Raw genomic sequence first — 17,127 nt, forward strand, 5'->3', positions numbered from 1 at the left:
CATTTACCAATGTAGTGCCTATTTCAGAAGTTGTCAACCTTTTGAGAAAAGTTTTTTTGAGAAAAGCTGAAACCCTTACCTGGAGAGGGATTGAGCGAAAATATTTTTTGGGACTACTCTCCATAGGTTCAGAAAACCACTCTTTATGGCAAGCGATCGCACTCGGGAGTCTGTTACATTCGAGTAGCCCATCACCTGCCTAGCCTCAGCAAAATGACAAAATGAAATGAAATGATAGATTTTGACCAGAATATGGAGGTCGTGTGAATTTTCAGTCGGTAATTACGACGTTACATCAGTTCTGGAGCGATCGCGGGTGCCTGATTGCTCAACCCTACGACATCGAAAAAGGTGCGGGAACCAAAAATCCACACACCTTTCTCAGATCCATCGGCGACGAACCTTGGTCAGTGGCTTACGTGGAACCTTGCCGACGACCAACTGATGGACGCTACGGGGAAAATCCCAATCGCTTCCAACAGTACTATCAGTATCAAGTCCTGATTAAACCCTCACCCAACACGGTTCAAGAAATTTATCTAGATTCCCTCCGGGCTTTAGACATTCATCCCGAAGATCATGATATTCGCTTTGTCGAGGATAACTGGGAAGACGCCACAGTCGGAGCGTGGGGAACCGGTTGGGAAGTTTGGCTTGACGGTATGGAAATCACCCAATTTACCTACTTTCAGCAGTGCGGTGGCGTAGACTGTCGCCCGGTTTCCATTGAAATTACCTATGGGTTAGAACGAATCGCGATGTATCTGCAAGAGGTAGATGCGATGACCAAAATCCAGTGGAATGACCAACTTAACTACGGCGATGTTCACCTCCAAGGTGAAATCGAGCAATGTACCTATAATTTCGAGGCATCTAACCCCGACTTACTATTGACGCTGTTTGGTTTATACGAGCAAGAAGCCAAGCAACTTATTGACAGAAGTCTTGTACTACCCAGTCTTGACTATGTTCTTAAATGTTCTCATACATTCAATTTACTGGATGCCAGAGGTGTGATTTCAGTAACGGAACGGACACGCTATATTGGCAGAATTCGTAACTTGGCAAGGCGAGTGGCACAACTTTACCTACAGCAACGAGAAGGATTAGGATTTCCGCTCAAGCCATCACCCCCCTCTGAAAAGCTATCGGTTTAGGGTTGGCGACTTGAACACTTTCGTCGTGCTTATTGTTTCTTTCATACCGTTTTGGTTTGGAAACCCAGTCTAGCTATCCGATGAATCTTGCCCGTGGTTCGCTATTGAGTTTGGCTTATATTCTTGGCTTATTGTCTACAGCCATTGTCGGCTTGCCTACTCGTAATGTTTCTTGGCAAGAGTACAGCCTCCTGATAGTGAGTGTAATCGGGATAGGCATAATTTGCGCGATCGCACTCCCTCGGATTTGGCGCACCGGACCTAGAGCCAGATTATGGTTGACAGCTAGCTTCATTGCCGTTGTTGCCCTTGTCTATGTCCAACTGCGATTGCCTCAACCTGAACTGAATGACATAAGTAAACTTGTTTCTTCTTTTCAAGGTACGATGCAAGGGCAAGTCGTCACCATTCAAGGCGAAGTCGAAACAGTTCCTCGACTGACGAGATCCCTTAAGGGACAATTTTGGCTAGAAGCCACCCAGCTTAATGAACTAGAAAGTAACGAAAATCGAGGCGCGACGACGCGAGGTGTCACAGGTAAGTTATATGTAACCGTGCCTCTATTGCAATCGACGGGTCTTTTTCCCGGTCAAACCATTTCCGTCACAGGCGTTTTATACAAACCCAAACCAGCAGCAAATCCTGGCGGTTTTGATTTTGCCACCTATTTGGCAAAAGAAGGGGCATTTGCCGGCTTAAGCGGGCGACAAGTCAGTTTTCCCGATGAAAATCAACAACCGACTTGGGGATGGTGGATGTTACGAGAACGTATTATCCAAGCCCAAGTGCGTCAGTTAGAAAGTCCAGCCGGTCCACTGTTAAGTTCGATTGTATTGGGACGCAAAGCCGTCGATTTACCCTATGATATTCGCGACCTCTTTATTAGCACAGGATTCGCTCATATCTTGGCGGCGTCTGGGTTCCATGTGTCATTAATTTTGGGTTCAGTATTAGCGTTAACAAAACCTTGGGGAACAAAAGCGCAATTTGGGATTGGACTAACGGCGTTGCTGATTTATGTCGGCTTAACGGGTTTGCAACCGTCAGTTCTGCGAGCTGCCATTATGGGATTAGGTGCATTAGTGGCACTGCTGACTCATCGGCAAGTTAAACCCTTGGGTTCTTTATTACTCGCCGCGACGATTTTGTTGATTATCAATCCGTTGTGGATTTGGGATTTAGGATTTCAGTTAAGCTTTTTGGCAACCCTGGGATTGCTGGTAACTGTACCCCCCCTAGTCAAGCACCTCGACTGGCTACCTTCAGTGATTGCCGCTTTGTTCGCTGTTCCCTTAGCGGCGCTGTTGTGGACATTACCCTTACAACTGTACGTCTTTGGCATGATTGCCCCTTACAGTGTGGTTGTCAATATCATCGCCACACCATTAATTAGTTTAATTAGCCTTGGGGGTTTCCTGAGTGCCTTAGTTGCATTAATCTCACCCCTAGCAGGTAGCGCGATCGCGGGATTGTTGTACTATCCTCTTCAGGGCTTGCTGGAATTGGTGCGATTTTTTAATGCTTTACCCGGTAGTTCAGTCGCCCTAGGCACGATTTCTCTGGCGCAGTTGCTGCTGCTTTATGGGTTAATTGGCATCACTTGTCTCAGTTCTCGCGTACAGTTACGAGGACTACTAGCGGGTATGATCGCGTTAACCATCGTTGTCTTACCCATTTGGCAAACACAGCTAGAACAGTTTCAAGTTACAGTATTAGCCGCTGATCAAGAACAAGTTGTGGTGATTCAGGATCACGGTCAAGTGACGCTGATCAATAGCGGGGAAACCGATACCGCTAATTTTACCATCTTGCCTTTTTTGCAAAAGCAGGGAATTAATCAAGTAGATTGGGCGGTGGCTGTTGATTCACAACCTCTTCTCCGGAGTGGTTGGGTGTCGATATTGGAAAGTTTGCCCGTTAAGCGGTTCTATGATTTAGCCCATTCAGAACCTTTACCCAATGATACTCAGGCGATCGCAGAAGCGGTTCAATCCCAAAATGGAATTTATGAAGTCGTGTCAACTGAACAACGTTTAGCCGTTGGTTCTACAGGTTCTGGAGACAAAACGACTCTAGAATTAATTAAGGCTCAACCGCCAGTCGTACAGCTTCAAATTAAGGATCAAGTCTGGTTACTCTTGGCAGATATGGCGCCAGATGAGCAAAACCAATTCGCCCAAACAGGTAATCTCCCTCAAATTCAAGTGCTATTGTGGTCAGGGGAATCTCTCACCCCCCGATTGGTAGAGGGACTCAAACCCGAAGTTGCGATCGCGTTAGCTGAAATCATTGAACCCCAAGCGGCAAAATTGCTGCAAAATGCCCAGGTTGAATTGTACTGGACAGGTCGTGATGGGGCGATTCAGTGGACACCTGAACAGGGCTTTGAAACTACCTTGGAGGCTAACCGTACTGATGCAGCGCTTTTGTGAACCCTTGAGACGCTTTTGAGATGCTACTCAGTAACAATGAGTGCTACTATCATAAGAACAAAGACCTGGAGAGGTGGCAGAGCGGTTGAATGCGGCAGACTCGAAATCTGTTATGGTGTCACAACCATCGGGGGTTCGAATCCCCCCCTCTCCGTTCAAGCGTCAATGGAAATTAGAATTAAACCTTGACAGATTGAGCAACTTGTGATTTAGCTTTAAAGTGATTAATTAAGCCGCCACAAAGCATAATTTCTACCTGACGGGGACTCAGGCTATGAGTCATGGAATATACTATGTCCTTAGTTAGGTTCTTTACAGGAATTGAACGCCCTGCGCTTAACGCATCCCGTAAGCCAATAATTTCCAGTTCATCCCCTTCGCTGATACTGTCGTAATCTTTAGGATTGACAAACTCCAAAGGCATAATCCCAAAATTCACCAAATTTTGCCAACCAATCCGGGCATAAGATTTAGCTAATACAGCCACTTGCCCCAAATAACGGGGTGCGATCGCGGCATGTTCCCGGCTAGAACCCTGAGCATAGTTACTTCCAGCCACAATAACATGACCCCCAGATTTTTCCTTAGCCGCTTCTGCCCGTTGCCAAAAGGTGTCATCCTTCATGTAATAGACAAACTGGCTAATGCCGGGGATATTGCTGCGGTAAGGTAGAACCCGCGCACCTGCGGGTAATATTTCATCGGTGGAAATATTATCCTCAACTTTCAACAGTACAGGTACAGAAATAGTATTAGATAAGGCGGCAAATTCGGGGAAGGATTTAATATTCGGTCCCTTTTCCAGTTCAACTGTCCTGCCATCTTCCGGCGGAGCCACTAACATATCGGTATTAATGACTTCAGTTTCTGGGGCAATAAATTGCGGATAGGTAATCCTACAACGCTGTTCCAACTCACGCGGATCAGTGATTTCTCCAGTGATAGCCGCCGCTACAGCCGTTTCTGGACTACACAGATAAACTTGATCATCGGCAGTCCCGGAACGTCCGGGGAAGTTACGTGGCATTGTTCGTAAAGAGATTTGATCAGAAGCAGGTGCTTGTCCCATCCCGATACAGCCTAAACATCCTGCCTGATGAAATCGTACCCCAGCATGGATTAAACTCATAAAGGCGTCATCCATTGCCGCTAAATTCTCAATCACCTGGCGGGAGGTTGGGTTAACATCAAAGGACACGCGATCGTGAACCATTTGTCCTTTCACGATTTGGCTGACTATCCAAAAATCACGCAACCCTGGATTCGCTGAGGAACCAATCACCACCTGATTCACAGGGCGTCCCTGCACTTCGGTGACGGGAACAACATTTCCGGGACTACTGGGACAGGCAATTAAGGGAACAAGTTCAGACAAATTAATCATGTCATAGACATCATATTTAGCCCCCTCATCGGCGACAAGTTCAACCCAGTCCTGTCCTCGCCCTTGAGACTCTAAAAATTGCTTAACTCCCGCATCTGAAGGGAAAACAGTCGTCGTTGCTCCCATTTCCGTCCCCATATTGGCGATAACATGGCGATCCATAGCACTGAGTTGGGCAAGTCCAGACCCGTAATATTCAATAATTATGCCTCGACAGCCGTGGACATCGTAGCGCCGCAACATTTCCAGGACGACATCTTTAGCACTAACCCAATCGGGTAATTTTCCCAAAAGTTTGACACCCAAAACTCTGGGCATTTTCACAAACATAGGTTCCCCAACCATTGCCATTGCCACATCAATTCCGCCAGCGCCAAATGCTAGCATTCCCAGCGAACCCGCAGCCGGGGTGTGACTATCGGAACCGATCAAGGTTTTGCCCGGAATACCAAACCGTTCTGCATGAACGGGATGGCTGACACCATTGCCAGGACGACTATACCAAATGCCAAACCGTTGACAGGCGGATCGTAGAAATAGATGATCGTCGGCATTTTTATAATCTGTTTGCAGAAGATTGTGATCGACATATTGTGCCGAAAGCTCAGTTTTAACCCGATCAATACCCATGGCTTCTAACTCCAGCATGACCATGGTTCCTGTGGCATCCTGGGTAAGAGACTGATCAATCCGCAGTCCAATTTCTGCACCGGGCTTCATTGTGCCAGAAACCAGATGGGATTGAATCAGTTTTTGGGTGACATTCAAGGGCATGAATTGATTTCCTGCTGTTTCTACCGAGTCGTTGCTAAGACAATAACAGGTTAAGGTTGGGGAAAATGTCTATCCAAGGTTCAAGTTATCCCCTTTTTGCCACGGCGATTCAAATCGCAAAACCACAAAAACAAAGTCCGCACAGGCGGACTGGATTATCAAGGGGGAGTTAAATACAGACCAATACTAACTACGCTTCGACTTTCACCCCTCTCCAAAAGGCGACATAGCCCTCAATATTTTTCGCCTTCTCTTTTGCTTGGGGATAGTACCACGCTGCATCCTTATTCTGTTGCCCATCAATTTCGATGGTATAGTAACTGGCTTGACCCTTCCAGGGACAGCTTGTATGGGTGCTGCTTTCCTTGAAATACTGCTGATTAATCGAGTCTGGGGGGAAATAATAATTTCCTTCCACAATTTGACAGTTGTTGCTCTCAGCGAGAACCGTGTCGTTCCAGATGGCTTTAGGCATTGTTACGTTACTTCATAAAGTCTCTAATTCTTATTATGGAGGTAACGGTACAGAAGGGTGGGGGAATCAGAAAAAATCCTCCCCAAGTTTGGTATTATTGGATACATTTTTGCTTGAATTTCTCCGGGTTGCTCAAGTTGAGAGTTGACTCCAAGCACGATGAGTGTATGGAATGCGCTATCAATCGGCGTTTCTCACTGTCCACCTGAGGTTGTTACAATGATTGGGTCATAAGCGCCCACAGCATCCATCATGTATCAGTTGCAATCCTTGGAGGACGCCCTCAAGCAGTTTTTTGGATATGATACCTTCCGCCCAGGACAGCAGCAAATCGTTGAAGAAGCGCTTCAAAATCGTGACTTGCTGATTATTATGCCGACAGGGGGCGGTAAGTCACTGTGCTTCCAATTACCCGCCTTACTCAAACCGGGGTTAACGGTGGTGGTATCGCCGTTGATTGCACTGATGCAAGACCAAGTGGATGCCTTAGTGGATAACGGCATTGGGGCAACGTTTCTCAATAGTACCCTGAGTTGGGACGCCGTGCGATCGCGGGAACTGGCGATCCTCAAGGGCAAGATTAAACTGCTTTACGTCGCCCCAGAACGCCTGCTGGGAGAGCGATTTGCACCCTTTTTAGAGCAAGTGCGATCGCAGGTAGGAATTTCTGCCTTTGCTGTTGATGAGGCGCACTGTGTCTCGGCGTGGGGACATGATTTCCGCCCCGAATATCGGCAGATTCAACAATTACGCCAACGGTATCCCGATATCCCTATGCTAGCCCTTACCGCTACAGCCACAAAGCGGGTGCAGCAGGATATTGTCCAACAACTCAATCTCAAGCAAGCCAGTATCCATATTGCTAGTTTTAACCGCCCTAACCTCTACTACGAAATTCAACCCAAACAGCGCCAAAGCTATAATCAACTCTTCAAAAAAGTTCAATCCTATAAAGGATCAGGGATTATCTATTGTCTCAGTCGTCGCAGCGTTGAAGAAGTGGCTTTTCGACTGCAAAAAGATGGCATTTCTGCCTTACCGTACCATGCCGGGATGAGTGATACTGACCGCTCAACAAATCAAAATCGTTTTATTCGAGATGACGCCCAAGTGATGGTGGCAACCATTGCCTTTGGTATGGGAATCAACAAACCGGATGTCCGCTTTGTGATTCACTACGATTTACCCCGAAATTTAGAAGGTTATTATCAAGAATCGGGACGGGCAGGACGAGATGGAGAACCTGCTTATTGTACGCTTTTTTATAGTCCGGGTGATATTCCCCGACTCGATTATTTTATTGATCAAAAACCTGATCCAACAGAACAGCGTGTTGCCCGTCAACAGTTACAGCAAATACGAGACTACGCAGAAGGAACGGATTGTCGCCGCACCATTTTACTCAGATATTTTGGCGAACGGTTTAAGGGAAATTGCCATAACTGCGATAACTGTTGCCATCCTAAACCGATTGAAGATTGGACGATTGAAGCACAAAAGTTTTTGTCCTGTGTGGCGCGTTGTCGAGAACGGTTTGGTATGACTCACATTATTGACGTGCTGCGGGGTTCACAGAAAAAGAAGGTGGAACAGAATGGACATCACCTCCTCTCAACTTATGGAATCGGTAAGGATAAAAGCATTGACGCTTGGAAAATGCTGGCGCGATCGCTCCTGCATCAGGGGTTAATGGATGAAACAACGGATGGATATCGGGTACTGAAGCTAAATAAACTGAGTTGGGAAGTTCTTCGCAAGCAACGTTCTGTGAATATTGCAATTACCCAAACCCCAGTGGCAAAGGCTTTATCGGATATTAATCCAAGAACGGCAGAAATTGAACTGCTGTTTGAGAGACTGCGAAAGCTACGTAAACAAATTGCTGATACTCAATCGGTTCCGCCTTATGTTATTTTCGCTGATTCTAGCCTGAAGTTAATGGCACAACTCAAACCCAAAACTCTGGAGGACTTTGCTCAAATATCAGGTATAACGGCTCATAAATTGACTCAGTATGGAGAGCGGTTTGTTTCGGAAGTTAGAGAATTTTGCCAGGAGCAAAAGTTACCCGTACCTCTGCCTTCAAATAGTCAAATGACCACCTTACAACTGTATCTGCAAGGATTGAGTATAGAGGAAATTGCTGAAAGACGGGGTTATATTCCTAGTACTATTCTTACTCATTTGAGTGAGCTAATTGAAAAGAATCAACCCGTGGATTTAAACCGATTGGTGCCAGTCGAACGGCAAAAGCCAATCTTGCAAGCGATTCAGAACGTTGGCACTAACTCCCTGAGAAGCTTGCGGGAACAGTTGGGAGAGGATTATAGTTATGATGAAATTCGCCTCGTGCGATCGTGGTGGATTCGGGAGAAGAGTTCATGAACCGCGCCTTACGCAGTACCGCAGCCGTTCTGATGCTGATTTTTACCACGGATTCCCCACCATAGTGAAAGACGCCCAATAATAAGGATGGGTAAAATCTTGTGATTGTGGCAGTTCAGAGGGTAACAAAATCGTTCCCGCAGACGTAATCAGTTGACCATTTGTCAGTTGAACTTGCCCCTTAAGCATATCGATTTGCACCTGTCGTAAGGCTTCTGCTTTAATTGGAGCGGTTTTTAAGTGATTATAAAATTGGGTCATTAGCGCTAATGTGCCTTCATCACTGACGTACCACAAACTGGCTAAGGTTGATTTTACTCCCGCTTGCACTGCTAATCCAGCAAAGCCTAACTCAGCATTTTCATCCCCTAATGCAGTCCGACAGGCGCTGAGTACCAGTAATTCTACAGCGGGATTATTCCACCCCAATTCTGGCAATTGATCAAGGCGTAGCTTACTATTCCATAACTGAATATAGGAATTAGAGATAGCACCGGGACGAAAATCAGCATGAGTGGCGAGGTGAATAATGCCAAAGGGTTGTTTTTTTCGTTGGGCTTTAAGATTCTCTAGAGTAAAGCCTTCATCCAGGAAAAATTTACCTTGCCATAGTTTCTGGGTGATTACTTCTAATTCCACAGGAACAGCGGGTAAGGGCTTTTGATCGCTAAATTTTGCTGCCCCCATCGCCAATACTTGGGTATCTTTCACACTTTGGAAGCGGGTATCGGTGAGGCTTAAACTGGGCATAATTCCTACACTATAATTCTCGATTAAAAATCGCTGTTCGTTGTGTAGGGCAGCTACGGGAATAGAACGTAAACCTTTATCCATAACAAACACCAGGTTTTGAATGCCTTGGGCTTGCAAGTCAGCTTCTAATGGCGTAATCAACCATTCGTAGAGTTGTTTCGCTGGGGCTAAGTAACTCTTAGCATCTCGGACATTGGTTACCGTTTCTTGAAACTGTTGCGCCATTTGTAAAACTTCAGCGCGGGTGATGGGTATGGATTTCTGAATGGGTTCTCCTTGGGCTGTCACTAAGACGAGATCTAGCTGATCATTATCCTGGGGGGTAGCCGATGAGGAAGAGATGCTACTGGGAACAAACATTACATAAATTAATGCTGGTTTGACCCCTGTTGCTTGGGTAATATCTTGCAATAGTTGACGCGCCTCACTTAGGGTGAGAATTTGAGTGCCTGATTTGTCGAGATAGGATTCAAATTCTTGCGTATAAGCCGTATCAATTGTGCCAAATAGGGTGTCAATATTTACAGATGGTAAGCTGGTTTCAACTGGAAGTTGTGAGGGCGACTCTTTTTGCATAATCAGCGGATTTTCGGATGACGATGCACGGCGGGTTTCCGGTGTAATCAGTTGAATCTGACTTGGTGCGATTCCCTGAGTATAGGGATTGGGATAGGAACCCTGGATAATTTGATTATCGTTTCCTGTCGCGATCGCGCCTCTGGTACCATTCATATCGTTGTAGTCTTCCCCGACGGTGAAGGGGATAATTCGCCCTCCCTGATGGCGAATTGTAACTGATCCACCTCCATTCCCGCCTGCGGTGGAGATACTGGTTGTTGTACCTGTGCGATCGCGAAATGTATCAGTTGCTCGGAAAAATTGTTCTGTGGTAATATCTACGTTACCACCCCTGCCGTTTGTTCCACCTTGAGCATTAATCGAATCAACTTCGATATCGCCTTCTGGATCTAAGGTGACATCTCCAGCATTGCCCTGAGTTGCACTGGAATTGATTGTACCCGCTTGAATCCCAGTTTTGGCTTTTACTGTAATATCTCCGCCTTGATTTACTCCCGATGTATTCAGATTTCCGGTAGTAATAGCATCTTGATTACTGGTGAGAGAGATTCCTGCATTGGCGGTAATATCGTTTACGTTAATCCCTTGATTCGCCAGTAGGTTGACTGTAGCATTATCGAATCCGGTAATTGTACCTGTGGCGGTGATCGAACCTGAACCTGTTGGTGATAATATGGATAGCGGATCACTGAAGGTAAGATTGCCATTGAGTGCGATCGCGCCACTGCCATTATCTCTTCCAATCCTGAGACTCTGGAACCCCTCTTCAAACACGCCTCCGGTGAGTGTAAAGTCTTGAGTGGGATTCAGCGGTTGCAAAACCAGATTAGTATTTGAGCCCGTTACCGTTGCACCCAAGGTAATCTCTGATGCGGTTAGGGATAAATCCGATAAGACAGCGAGGGTATCTTGGATGCTTAAACGACTCGCGGTAACATTTCGGTTAAATTGGGTGGTTCCCCCGGCGTCAGTGGTGAGACTATTTAATGGTGTGACACTACCCACAGCACCAGAGAATGTCGTGGTTCCGCTACTGAAGAGACGTAAAGCGCGATCGCCATCCACGATACCATCAAATCTGATCGTACCACCTGCCGCATTCAGGTCAACATCAGCCCCTAAATTAACCCTGTCTCCTAAGAATGTAAGATTACCGCCTGCGGTTGTGATATTAGAATTAAGCTTTGTCGTAGCAGCATTGAGGGTAATCGCGGCATTGTTCTCACCCATCAGTATACCATTGAGAACAATGTCTCCCGTAGGCGACTGAATCGTCACGGGATCACTGAACGTAAAATTATTATCCAGGGTAATTGTACCACCTCCTGATTCTCGACCAATGGTTATAGTCGGAAAACCATCTTTAAATATTCCACCATTTAAACTAAAGTCTTGGTTGGGATTTAGAGGTTGAAGAGTTAACGTTTTATTTGTGCTTGTCTCAATTGAGTTCAAGTCAATGGCTGCAGCGGTTAGGGATAAATTCGATAGCACATCTACCGGATCTTGCAAATTCAACCGATTTGCCGTAACGTTTCCCTGGAATTGAGTTATTCCGCCAGCATCTGTGGTGAGAGTATCTAGTGGGGTAGCACTACCAACCGCGCCTCCAAAGGTGATTGTACCCGAACTTAATATTGTCAAATCATGATCACCATCAACTGTACCCTGAAAGCTAATCGGCTTACTACCACTATTGAGAGTAACGTCATTAGTCAGTTCAACCTTGTCTGCATTAAACGCTATACCACCGCCTTCAGTAGTGATATTAGCATTTAGGTTAATAGTTGTGCTATTGAGTGTAATTGAAGCATCATCTGTGCCACTAACATTGCCCTTAATCACTATCACTCCATCAGGCAATTCAATCGTTACCGGATCACTGAAGGTGAGATTGCTTAAATCAATTTGCCCATCACTATTCAGATTGCGGATTGTCAGACTTTTAAAACCATCCTGGAATCCAGTTTCATCTTGGGAATTCTCTGATCCTGCTAGGCTAAATATATCAGCCGTATTTGACGATTGAAGAATCAGATTTCGATTTGTCCCCGTAATCGTTGAACCAAAGTCAATTTTATCTGCCGTTAACGATAAGTCGGACAGCACCTCTACTGAATCTTGGATGTCGAGTTGATTAGCCGTAATATTTTTATTAATTTGAGTAGTTCCCGCTTCATCTGTACTGATGGTGTTTAAACGGGTGATACTGCCAACCTCACCGAAAAAACTCGTTACCCCAGGGTTTAATATAGTCAAATCATGAGTTCCATTAACCGTATTATTGAAGTTGATTTGACTATTTTCATTCGTACTTATAACAAGGTCAGCTTTTAACTCAAGGTTTGACATAAAGTCGATTCTCGGAGATAGTTGCACCTCGCCTTGTGTCAAGGTTAATGTTGAATTTGACAGCACTTCTACCCGATTATTAAATTCTAGCTGGTTGGCGGTTATATCATGATTGATGATCGTTTTTCCATTAGCATCAGTGCTGATAACATTTAATGAATTGAGACTACCCACAATACCATTAAATAGTGCTGTACCCGTATCCGTATTTAAACTTAAATCATACTCTCCATCAACTGTGCCATTCAAGGTAACATTACCACCACTCGTATTGAAACTGACATTGCCCCCAAGCTGGAGAGGATTATCGAGAGTGAGGTCATTCCCTGCCGTGTTTACGGTTATTTCTTCCCCTGTAAATGCTTGAATATCTAAGACTCCTGTGCCTCTGATATAGGGAAGTTCAGGTTTACTCGACGCTGGCACAAGCTGTATCTCATTGCTTGTCAGGCTAATTTCACCCCCGATAGAACCATTAGACTCTATCCCTCTTGCCAAAATTCTTTCGGCTTCAAGGGTGATATTTCCGCCAGCACCAGAACAACCATCATCCTGACTACAGGATTGTATTGTTCCTTCATTAACACCTCCATTGATACGGGTAGTGGTATCAATTTCTCCACCGCTTCTAATTACAATGTCTCCACCATTATCACCACTTGACTGGATATTCCCACTAATAACATCCCCACCAGCAATCACTTGAATATTACCACCATCTCCATTGCTTCTGCCTTTAGCTATAATATTGGCTACGTCAATACTTCCATTAGGCGCTTCAAGGGTAATATTTCCAGAATTCCCGTTTAGACTATCCGATACGATATTTCTCAAGACGCCCGATGTAATACCGATAATGTTTCCATTCGTCGTTTTAATATAAATATCACCACCTCGACCCGAACCTGTTGTTCCTCGCCAAGCCGCATCAATTCCGGTAAATATAATATCACCCATCGCTTCAAAAATCACCGCACCCGCATCAAAGTTAATATTGGTAGAATTTGTTCTAATTCTACCGACTCGAATATCACCCGTATCTGAGCGCAAAATCAGGGATGGCGTTGTCGTTAAAAGGTCAAAGTCTGGATCACTGGTAGGAATCCTACCCGATTGATCAGGTTCTGTAATCGTAATATTTCTTCCGCGAATGTTACCTGTCGCCTCAACCTTAAGTGCAGGGCCATTGTAATCCACCAACGTGAGATTATTCTGTGCTGAAAGTAACGCTGTTCCCCCCGTTACCGTCTTGGCAACCACATCACCATTATCAATTGAAATACCTGAACCCGTAAGCGCAACTTCACCCTGATCATTCACCGACAAACCCGTAGCGTTACTAACGTTTCCTCCCGTTAACAGTTGTGGAAGAGAAAGAGGCGTAAACGGAACTGCCGTCGCCGCCACAGGAACCTCTAAACTCAACAAATTTCCCGCTTGGCTAATCCGAAGCCATTGATTACCAGGAACCGTGGCTACGGTAATTTGACCCTCTGGGGCGACTAACTCACCCGTACTCACAACCGTACCGCCAATTAAACTGAGATTCTGTCCAGAATCGACTTCTAGGGTTCCTGTATTTACAATAGAACCTGGTTCTGGTGTGTTAAAGACAAAGCCATTGGGTTCTCCCACCAGAGACGTATAATTATTAATCCCTGTGGCATTAAATAAATTATCGCCCAAACTAATACCTGTCGCCGTTGTAGCAGTAAACGCGGCGGGGACGTTTAATTGAGCATTATTGCCAAAGATAATACCCGCCGGATTCATCAAAAACAGATTAGATGTGCCGCCACTGATTTGGATTAACCCATTAATAACCGATGGATCACCGCCAGTAATCCGTGAGAGAATATTCTGTATGGATGGGTCGGATAAAAAATTGGCAATCTGTCCAGAGTCTAAGCCAAACTCACTAAAACTGTGGAAGAGATTCGCGCCATCTCCTGACAATTTCCCCCCCTGAATATCGAAACGGTTGCCATCTGGAGTCACAATCGTATCGGTACTGTCATCGGAAACAATAGGTTGGGTTAATCCCGATGACATGAACCCTAGGGTGGTTAGGCATAAGGTTAGGGTTGAGAGTATTTTCAGGTAGATGGGGGCTGACATAGGCTTCTCCTGAGGGAGGTAATTCCTCTATAATTTTCTAGGGTTTGATTTGCCAATAGTGGGACTCGTTGGGGACAGATACACCCATCCCAGGGAATCCACGCGAGGGAAAGGATCAAAGGAAAAGCCGTAAAAGCCTTGAATTCGTTACCTTACCCTGGTTTCGCATTTGATTGATATGGCAGGCACACCCTAGATTGTCAGGTTTCCCGAATGCCGAGAATTACTGGCAAAACTTTTCAACACAGCGAACAAATAGTTCTACTCCCATTGCTAACACAGTTTCATCAAAATCAAACCGGGGGTGGTGATGGGGATAGGCTAAATCTTTACTGGGGTTCGCTGATCCCAAAAAGAAATAGCAACCCGGTACAGCCTCTAGGAAAAATGACATATCTTCCCCGCCCATGGTTTGGCATTCTGGTACAATTCCTGTAGGTGTTTCGACGATTTCTGCCGCTACAGATCGCACCAATTCGGCTATCTGTGAGTCATTAATTACAGGCGGATAAAGCGGCTGGTAGTCTAGTTCGTACTGCGCCCCGTGGCTTTGACAAATACCTGCAATCACTTGCTCGATGCGCTGGCTGAAATAACCCCCTAATTGTGGATTAAAATACCGCACTGTGCCGCTAATATGGGCGCTGTCAGCAATTACATTAAACGCTGTACCAGCTTGAAACATTCCCACTGTAACCACAGCTGAATCAATTGGGTCAACATTACGAGCCACAATGGTTTGCAAGGCGTTGACCACTTGAGTACCGATAACGATCGCGTCAAGGGTTTGATGGGGCATTGCCCCATGTCCCCCCTTTCCTAAAATTTTACACTGAAAACGCTCGCTTGCTGCCATTAAGGTACCACTGCGAACGCCAACTGTTCCGAGGGGTAAATTGTTCCACAAATGTAGCCCAATCATAGCATCGACTTCCGGATTTTTTAAGACGCCGGCTTCTATCATCGGCTTAGCGCCTCCGGGTCCTTCTTCAGCGGGTTGAAAAATGAATTTGACGGTTCCGGCAAAGTCTTGGCGGTGTTGGGAAAGATAAAAGGCTGTACCTAATGCGATCGCAGTATGTCCATCATGACCGCAAGCGTGCATAATTCCATCATGTTGCGATCGGTAGGGAACATCATTTTCTTCCTGAACGGGCAAAGCATCCATATCCGCCCGAATCGCTAAAACCGGACCTGTGCGATCGCTCTTTATTATGGCAACGATCCCGGTTTGGGCAATACCCGTTTGATGTTCAATTCCCCACTCCTGTAACTTTTGGGAAACAAATGCAGAGGTTAGGTGTTCAGTAAACCCTAATTCCGGGTGCTGGTGCAAGCGCCGCCGCCACTCGACTAGCTGAGATTCCAGGGCGCGAATCTCACGTCGGATCTCAGCACCGTTAACGGTAGGGGGGGTAGAAGACGTAACAACCATGATTGTTTAACAACTTGTAATACTATACCTAGGACTCAAAGATGCCTCCGGAGCAAATCTGGAGATATCTTCCTTTAATAGCTTATGGGGGGAACAATAAACTAATCAAAGCCCCCCTTTAAAAAGGGGATTTGTCGGGATAGTGCTGGAGGTGCGATCACCTTTTGGCTGTAAAATTTTCTTAAGCACTATACAAGACGCTACCACTATGCAACCTTTGGGAAAAGCAGCGCTTTGGGTTTTATCAGTCTTTTTTCTTCTATTTGGAGTAATTCTAATTGCCATACACCCACCCGCCGCTTTAATGGCGCTGCTGATTGGTATTGTTTTATTACCGCCGATGGTCGGGTTCATTGATCATCCATCATACCCTCTCGTCCGTTGGATCATCACGGGGATAGCTTTTGCCCTTCTCATAATCCTGACGCCTCCCGAAGACGCCCAAGTACAGCAGGTGCAAACCCCAACCCAAACCCCATCACCCACTCAGCCAAGTCCATCACCGAATCCATCACCAAGTCCATCACCGAGTCCATCACCACAAACTCTAGTCCAAGCACCAAACAATCAGCTATTAGAATTTGAGAAGTACCTGATAGTTTCTGGTGGTGAGTTGGAATGCGATCGCATCACGGATTCTCAAGGATTGCAGTGGCATGTTGGATATTTGAGGGTTAATGAACAAGAGTATTCCATAAACGGTGCAGGTTCTCAACTTGGATTAATACCACCCATTGATGAGGTGTGGAAAGAAGAATCGTTCAAAACTGACCCCACAGGGGCGTTAGATTTCCAGCTTCGCTTAGAGGAAGCGGTGGAAAATGTTTGCATTTCTAAGTACCCCGATACAGCTACCCGTTCTGATTGGCAAAAGCAGCGTCAAGTTCTAGGTTTGTCCCCGTCAAACCGGGCGAACCAGCCCGTCTCCACTCCCCAAACTACATCAGCCAACCTACCCGCCTGTGCGACTAGTGATTGCAACTGTAAAGACTTCAAAACCCAAGCCGAAGCCCAAGCTGTTTTTGACGCATTTGCCTCTAGTGGTGATATCCATAGACTCGACCAGAATAATGATGGGGTAGCGTGTGAATCCTTACCGTGAGCAAACGGGCATACAAATAAATCTTGATCGCAAATTATCACCAAGGGCGGATTTTGTTGAGAGATTATCGGTAGATCCGCCCCCAGCTCCCTCTGCTCCCCCAGCTCCCTCTGCTCCCTCTGCTCCCTCTGCTCCCTCTGCTTCATCGTATCTACGAAGCTGCTCAAGTATTTCCATCCCC

Annotated in this window: 10 protein-coding genes and 1 tRNA gene; 6 read left to right on the forward strand and 5 right to left on the reverse strand. The window is 45.8% G+C overall.

Annotated elements, in window-relative coordinates:
* The 4 genes from ACLGGO_RS26515 to ACLGGO_RS26530 all read left to right on the forward strand — a co-directional run.
* Positions 1 to 203 (forward strand): hypothetical protein (locus ACLGGO_RS26515; RefSeq protein WP_446421522.1); only part of this gene is annotated, 203 nt, incomplete at its 5' end.
* Between the two features lie 60 nt (positions 204 to 263).
* Positions 264 to 1,157, forward strand: coding sequence for a glycine--tRNA ligase subunit alpha (gene glyQ / locus ACLGGO_RS26520; RefSeq protein ID WP_446421523.1), 894 nt, complete (start codon positions 264 to 266; stop codon positions 1,155 to 1,157).
* A gap of 80 nt (positions 1,158 to 1,237) precedes the next feature.
* Positions 1,238 to 3,589: a ComEC/Rec2 family competence protein gene (locus tag ACLGGO_RS26525; RefSeq protein ID WP_446421524.1), complete on the forward strand. Its 2,352-nt coding sequence runs from the start codon at positions 1,238 to 1,240 to the stop codon at positions 3,587 to 3,589.
* A 67-nt stretch (positions 3,590 to 3,656) separates the two neighbouring features.
* Positions 3,657 to 3,743: transfer RNA gene (locus ACLGGO_RS26530), tRNA-Ser, on the forward strand.
* Between the two features lie 24 nt (positions 3,744 to 3,767).
* Here ACLGGO_RS26530 and ACLGGO_RS26535 read toward each other — a convergent pair.
* Together ACLGGO_RS26535 and ACLGGO_RS26540 are read right to left on the reverse strand one after the other, a co-directional pair.
* Entirely contained in the window at positions 3,768 to 5,747 is a 1,980-nt protein-coding gene (locus ACLGGO_RS26535; RefSeq protein ID WP_446421525.1) for an aconitate hydratase, read from the reverse strand.
* 190 nt (positions 5,748 to 5,937) lie between these two features.
* Entirely contained in the window at positions 5,938 to 6,222 is a 285-nt protein-coding gene (locus tag ACLGGO_RS26540; protein ID WP_446421526.1) for a DUF427 domain-containing protein, read from the reverse strand.
* Positions 6,223 to 6,474: 252 nt separating this feature from the next.
* On the opposite strand from ACLGGO_RS26540, the gene recQ reads away from it, so the two are divergent.
* A complete protein-coding gene (gene recQ / locus ACLGGO_RS26545; RefSeq protein WP_446421527.1) occupies positions 6,475 to 8,607 on the forward strand; it encodes a DNA helicase RecQ in 2,133 nt (710 codons plus the stop codon).
* A gap of 42 nt (positions 8,608 to 8,649) precedes the next feature.
* Here recQ and ACLGGO_RS26550 read toward each other — a convergent pair whose 3' ends face one another.
* Together ACLGGO_RS26550 and ACLGGO_RS26555 are read right to left on the reverse strand one after the other, a co-directional pair.
* Positions 8,650 to 14,409: a CHAT domain-containing protein gene (locus ACLGGO_RS26550; protein WP_446421528.1), complete on the reverse strand. Its 5,760-nt coding sequence runs from the start codon at positions 14,407 to 14,409 to the stop codon at positions 8,650 to 8,652.
* A gap of 223 nt (positions 14,410 to 14,632) precedes the next feature.
* A complete protein-coding gene (locus ACLGGO_RS26555) occupies positions 14,633 to 15,844 on the reverse strand; it encodes a M20 family metallopeptidase (protein WP_446421529.1) in 1,212 nt (403 codons plus the stop codon).
* A gap of 208 nt (positions 15,845 to 16,052) precedes the next feature.
* On the opposite strand from ACLGGO_RS26555, the gene ACLGGO_RS26560 reads away from it, so the two are divergent.
* Positions 16,053 to 16,946: an excalibur calcium-binding domain-containing protein gene (locus tag ACLGGO_RS26560; RefSeq protein ID WP_446421530.1), complete on the forward strand. Its 894-nt coding sequence runs from the start codon at positions 16,053 to 16,055 to the stop codon at positions 16,944 to 16,946.
* Here the strand turns inward: ACLGGO_RS26560 and ACLGGO_RS26565 are convergent.
* The gene (locus tag ACLGGO_RS26565) at positions 16,938 to 17,123 is read right to left on the reverse strand and encodes a hypothetical protein (RefSeq protein WP_446421531.1); all 186 of its coding nucleotides are present in this window, start codon (positions 17,121 to 17,123) and stop codon (positions 16,938 to 16,940) included. The two genes, ACLGGO_RS26560 and ACLGGO_RS26565, sit on opposite strands and share 9 nt — an antisense overlap.
* Between the last annotated feature and the right edge of the window lie 4 nt (positions 17,124 to 17,127).

Origin of the sequence: Coleofasciculus sp., assembly GCF_046565525.1 — a bacterium.
Classification (GTDB): Bacteria; Cyanobacteriota; Cyanobacteriia; order Cyanobacteriales; family Coleofasciculaceae; genus Coleofasciculus.

What these genes read in the sequence shown, in the direction of transcription:
- ACLGGO_RS26525 (WP_446421524.1), top strand. Translation starts at nt 1,238, where the DNA reads ATGAATCTTGCCCGTGGTTCGCTATTGAGTTTGGCTTATATTCTTGGC.
- ACLGGO_RS26535 (WP_446421525.1), bottom strand. Translation starts at nt 5,747, where the DNA reads ATGCCCTTGAATGTCACCCAAAAACTGATTCAATCCCATCTGGTTTCT.
- ACLGGO_RS26540 (WP_446421526.1), bottom strand. Translation starts at nt 6,222, where the DNA reads ATGCCTAAAGCCATCTGGAACGACACGGTTCTCGCTGAGAGCAACAAC.
- recQ (WP_446421527.1), top strand. Translation starts at nt 6,475, where the DNA reads ATGTATCAGTTGCAATCCTTGGAGGACGCCCTCAAGCAGTTTTTTGGA.
- ACLGGO_RS26550 (WP_446421528.1), bottom strand. Translation starts at nt 14,409, where the DNA reads ATGTCAGCCCCCATCTACCTGAAAATACTCTCAACCCTAACCTTATGC.
- ACLGGO_RS26555 (WP_446421529.1), bottom strand. Translation starts at nt 15,844, where the DNA reads ATGGTTGTTACGTCTTCTACCCCCCCTACCGTTAACGGTGCTGAGATC.
- ACLGGO_RS26560 (WP_446421530.1), top strand. Translation starts at nt 16,053, where the DNA reads ATGCAACCTTTGGGAAAAGCAGCGCTTTGGGTTTTATCAGTCTTTTTT.
- ACLGGO_RS26565 (WP_446421531.1), bottom strand. Translation starts at nt 17,123, where the DNA reads ATGGAAATACTTGAGCAGCTTCGTAGATACGATGAAGCAGAGGGAGCA.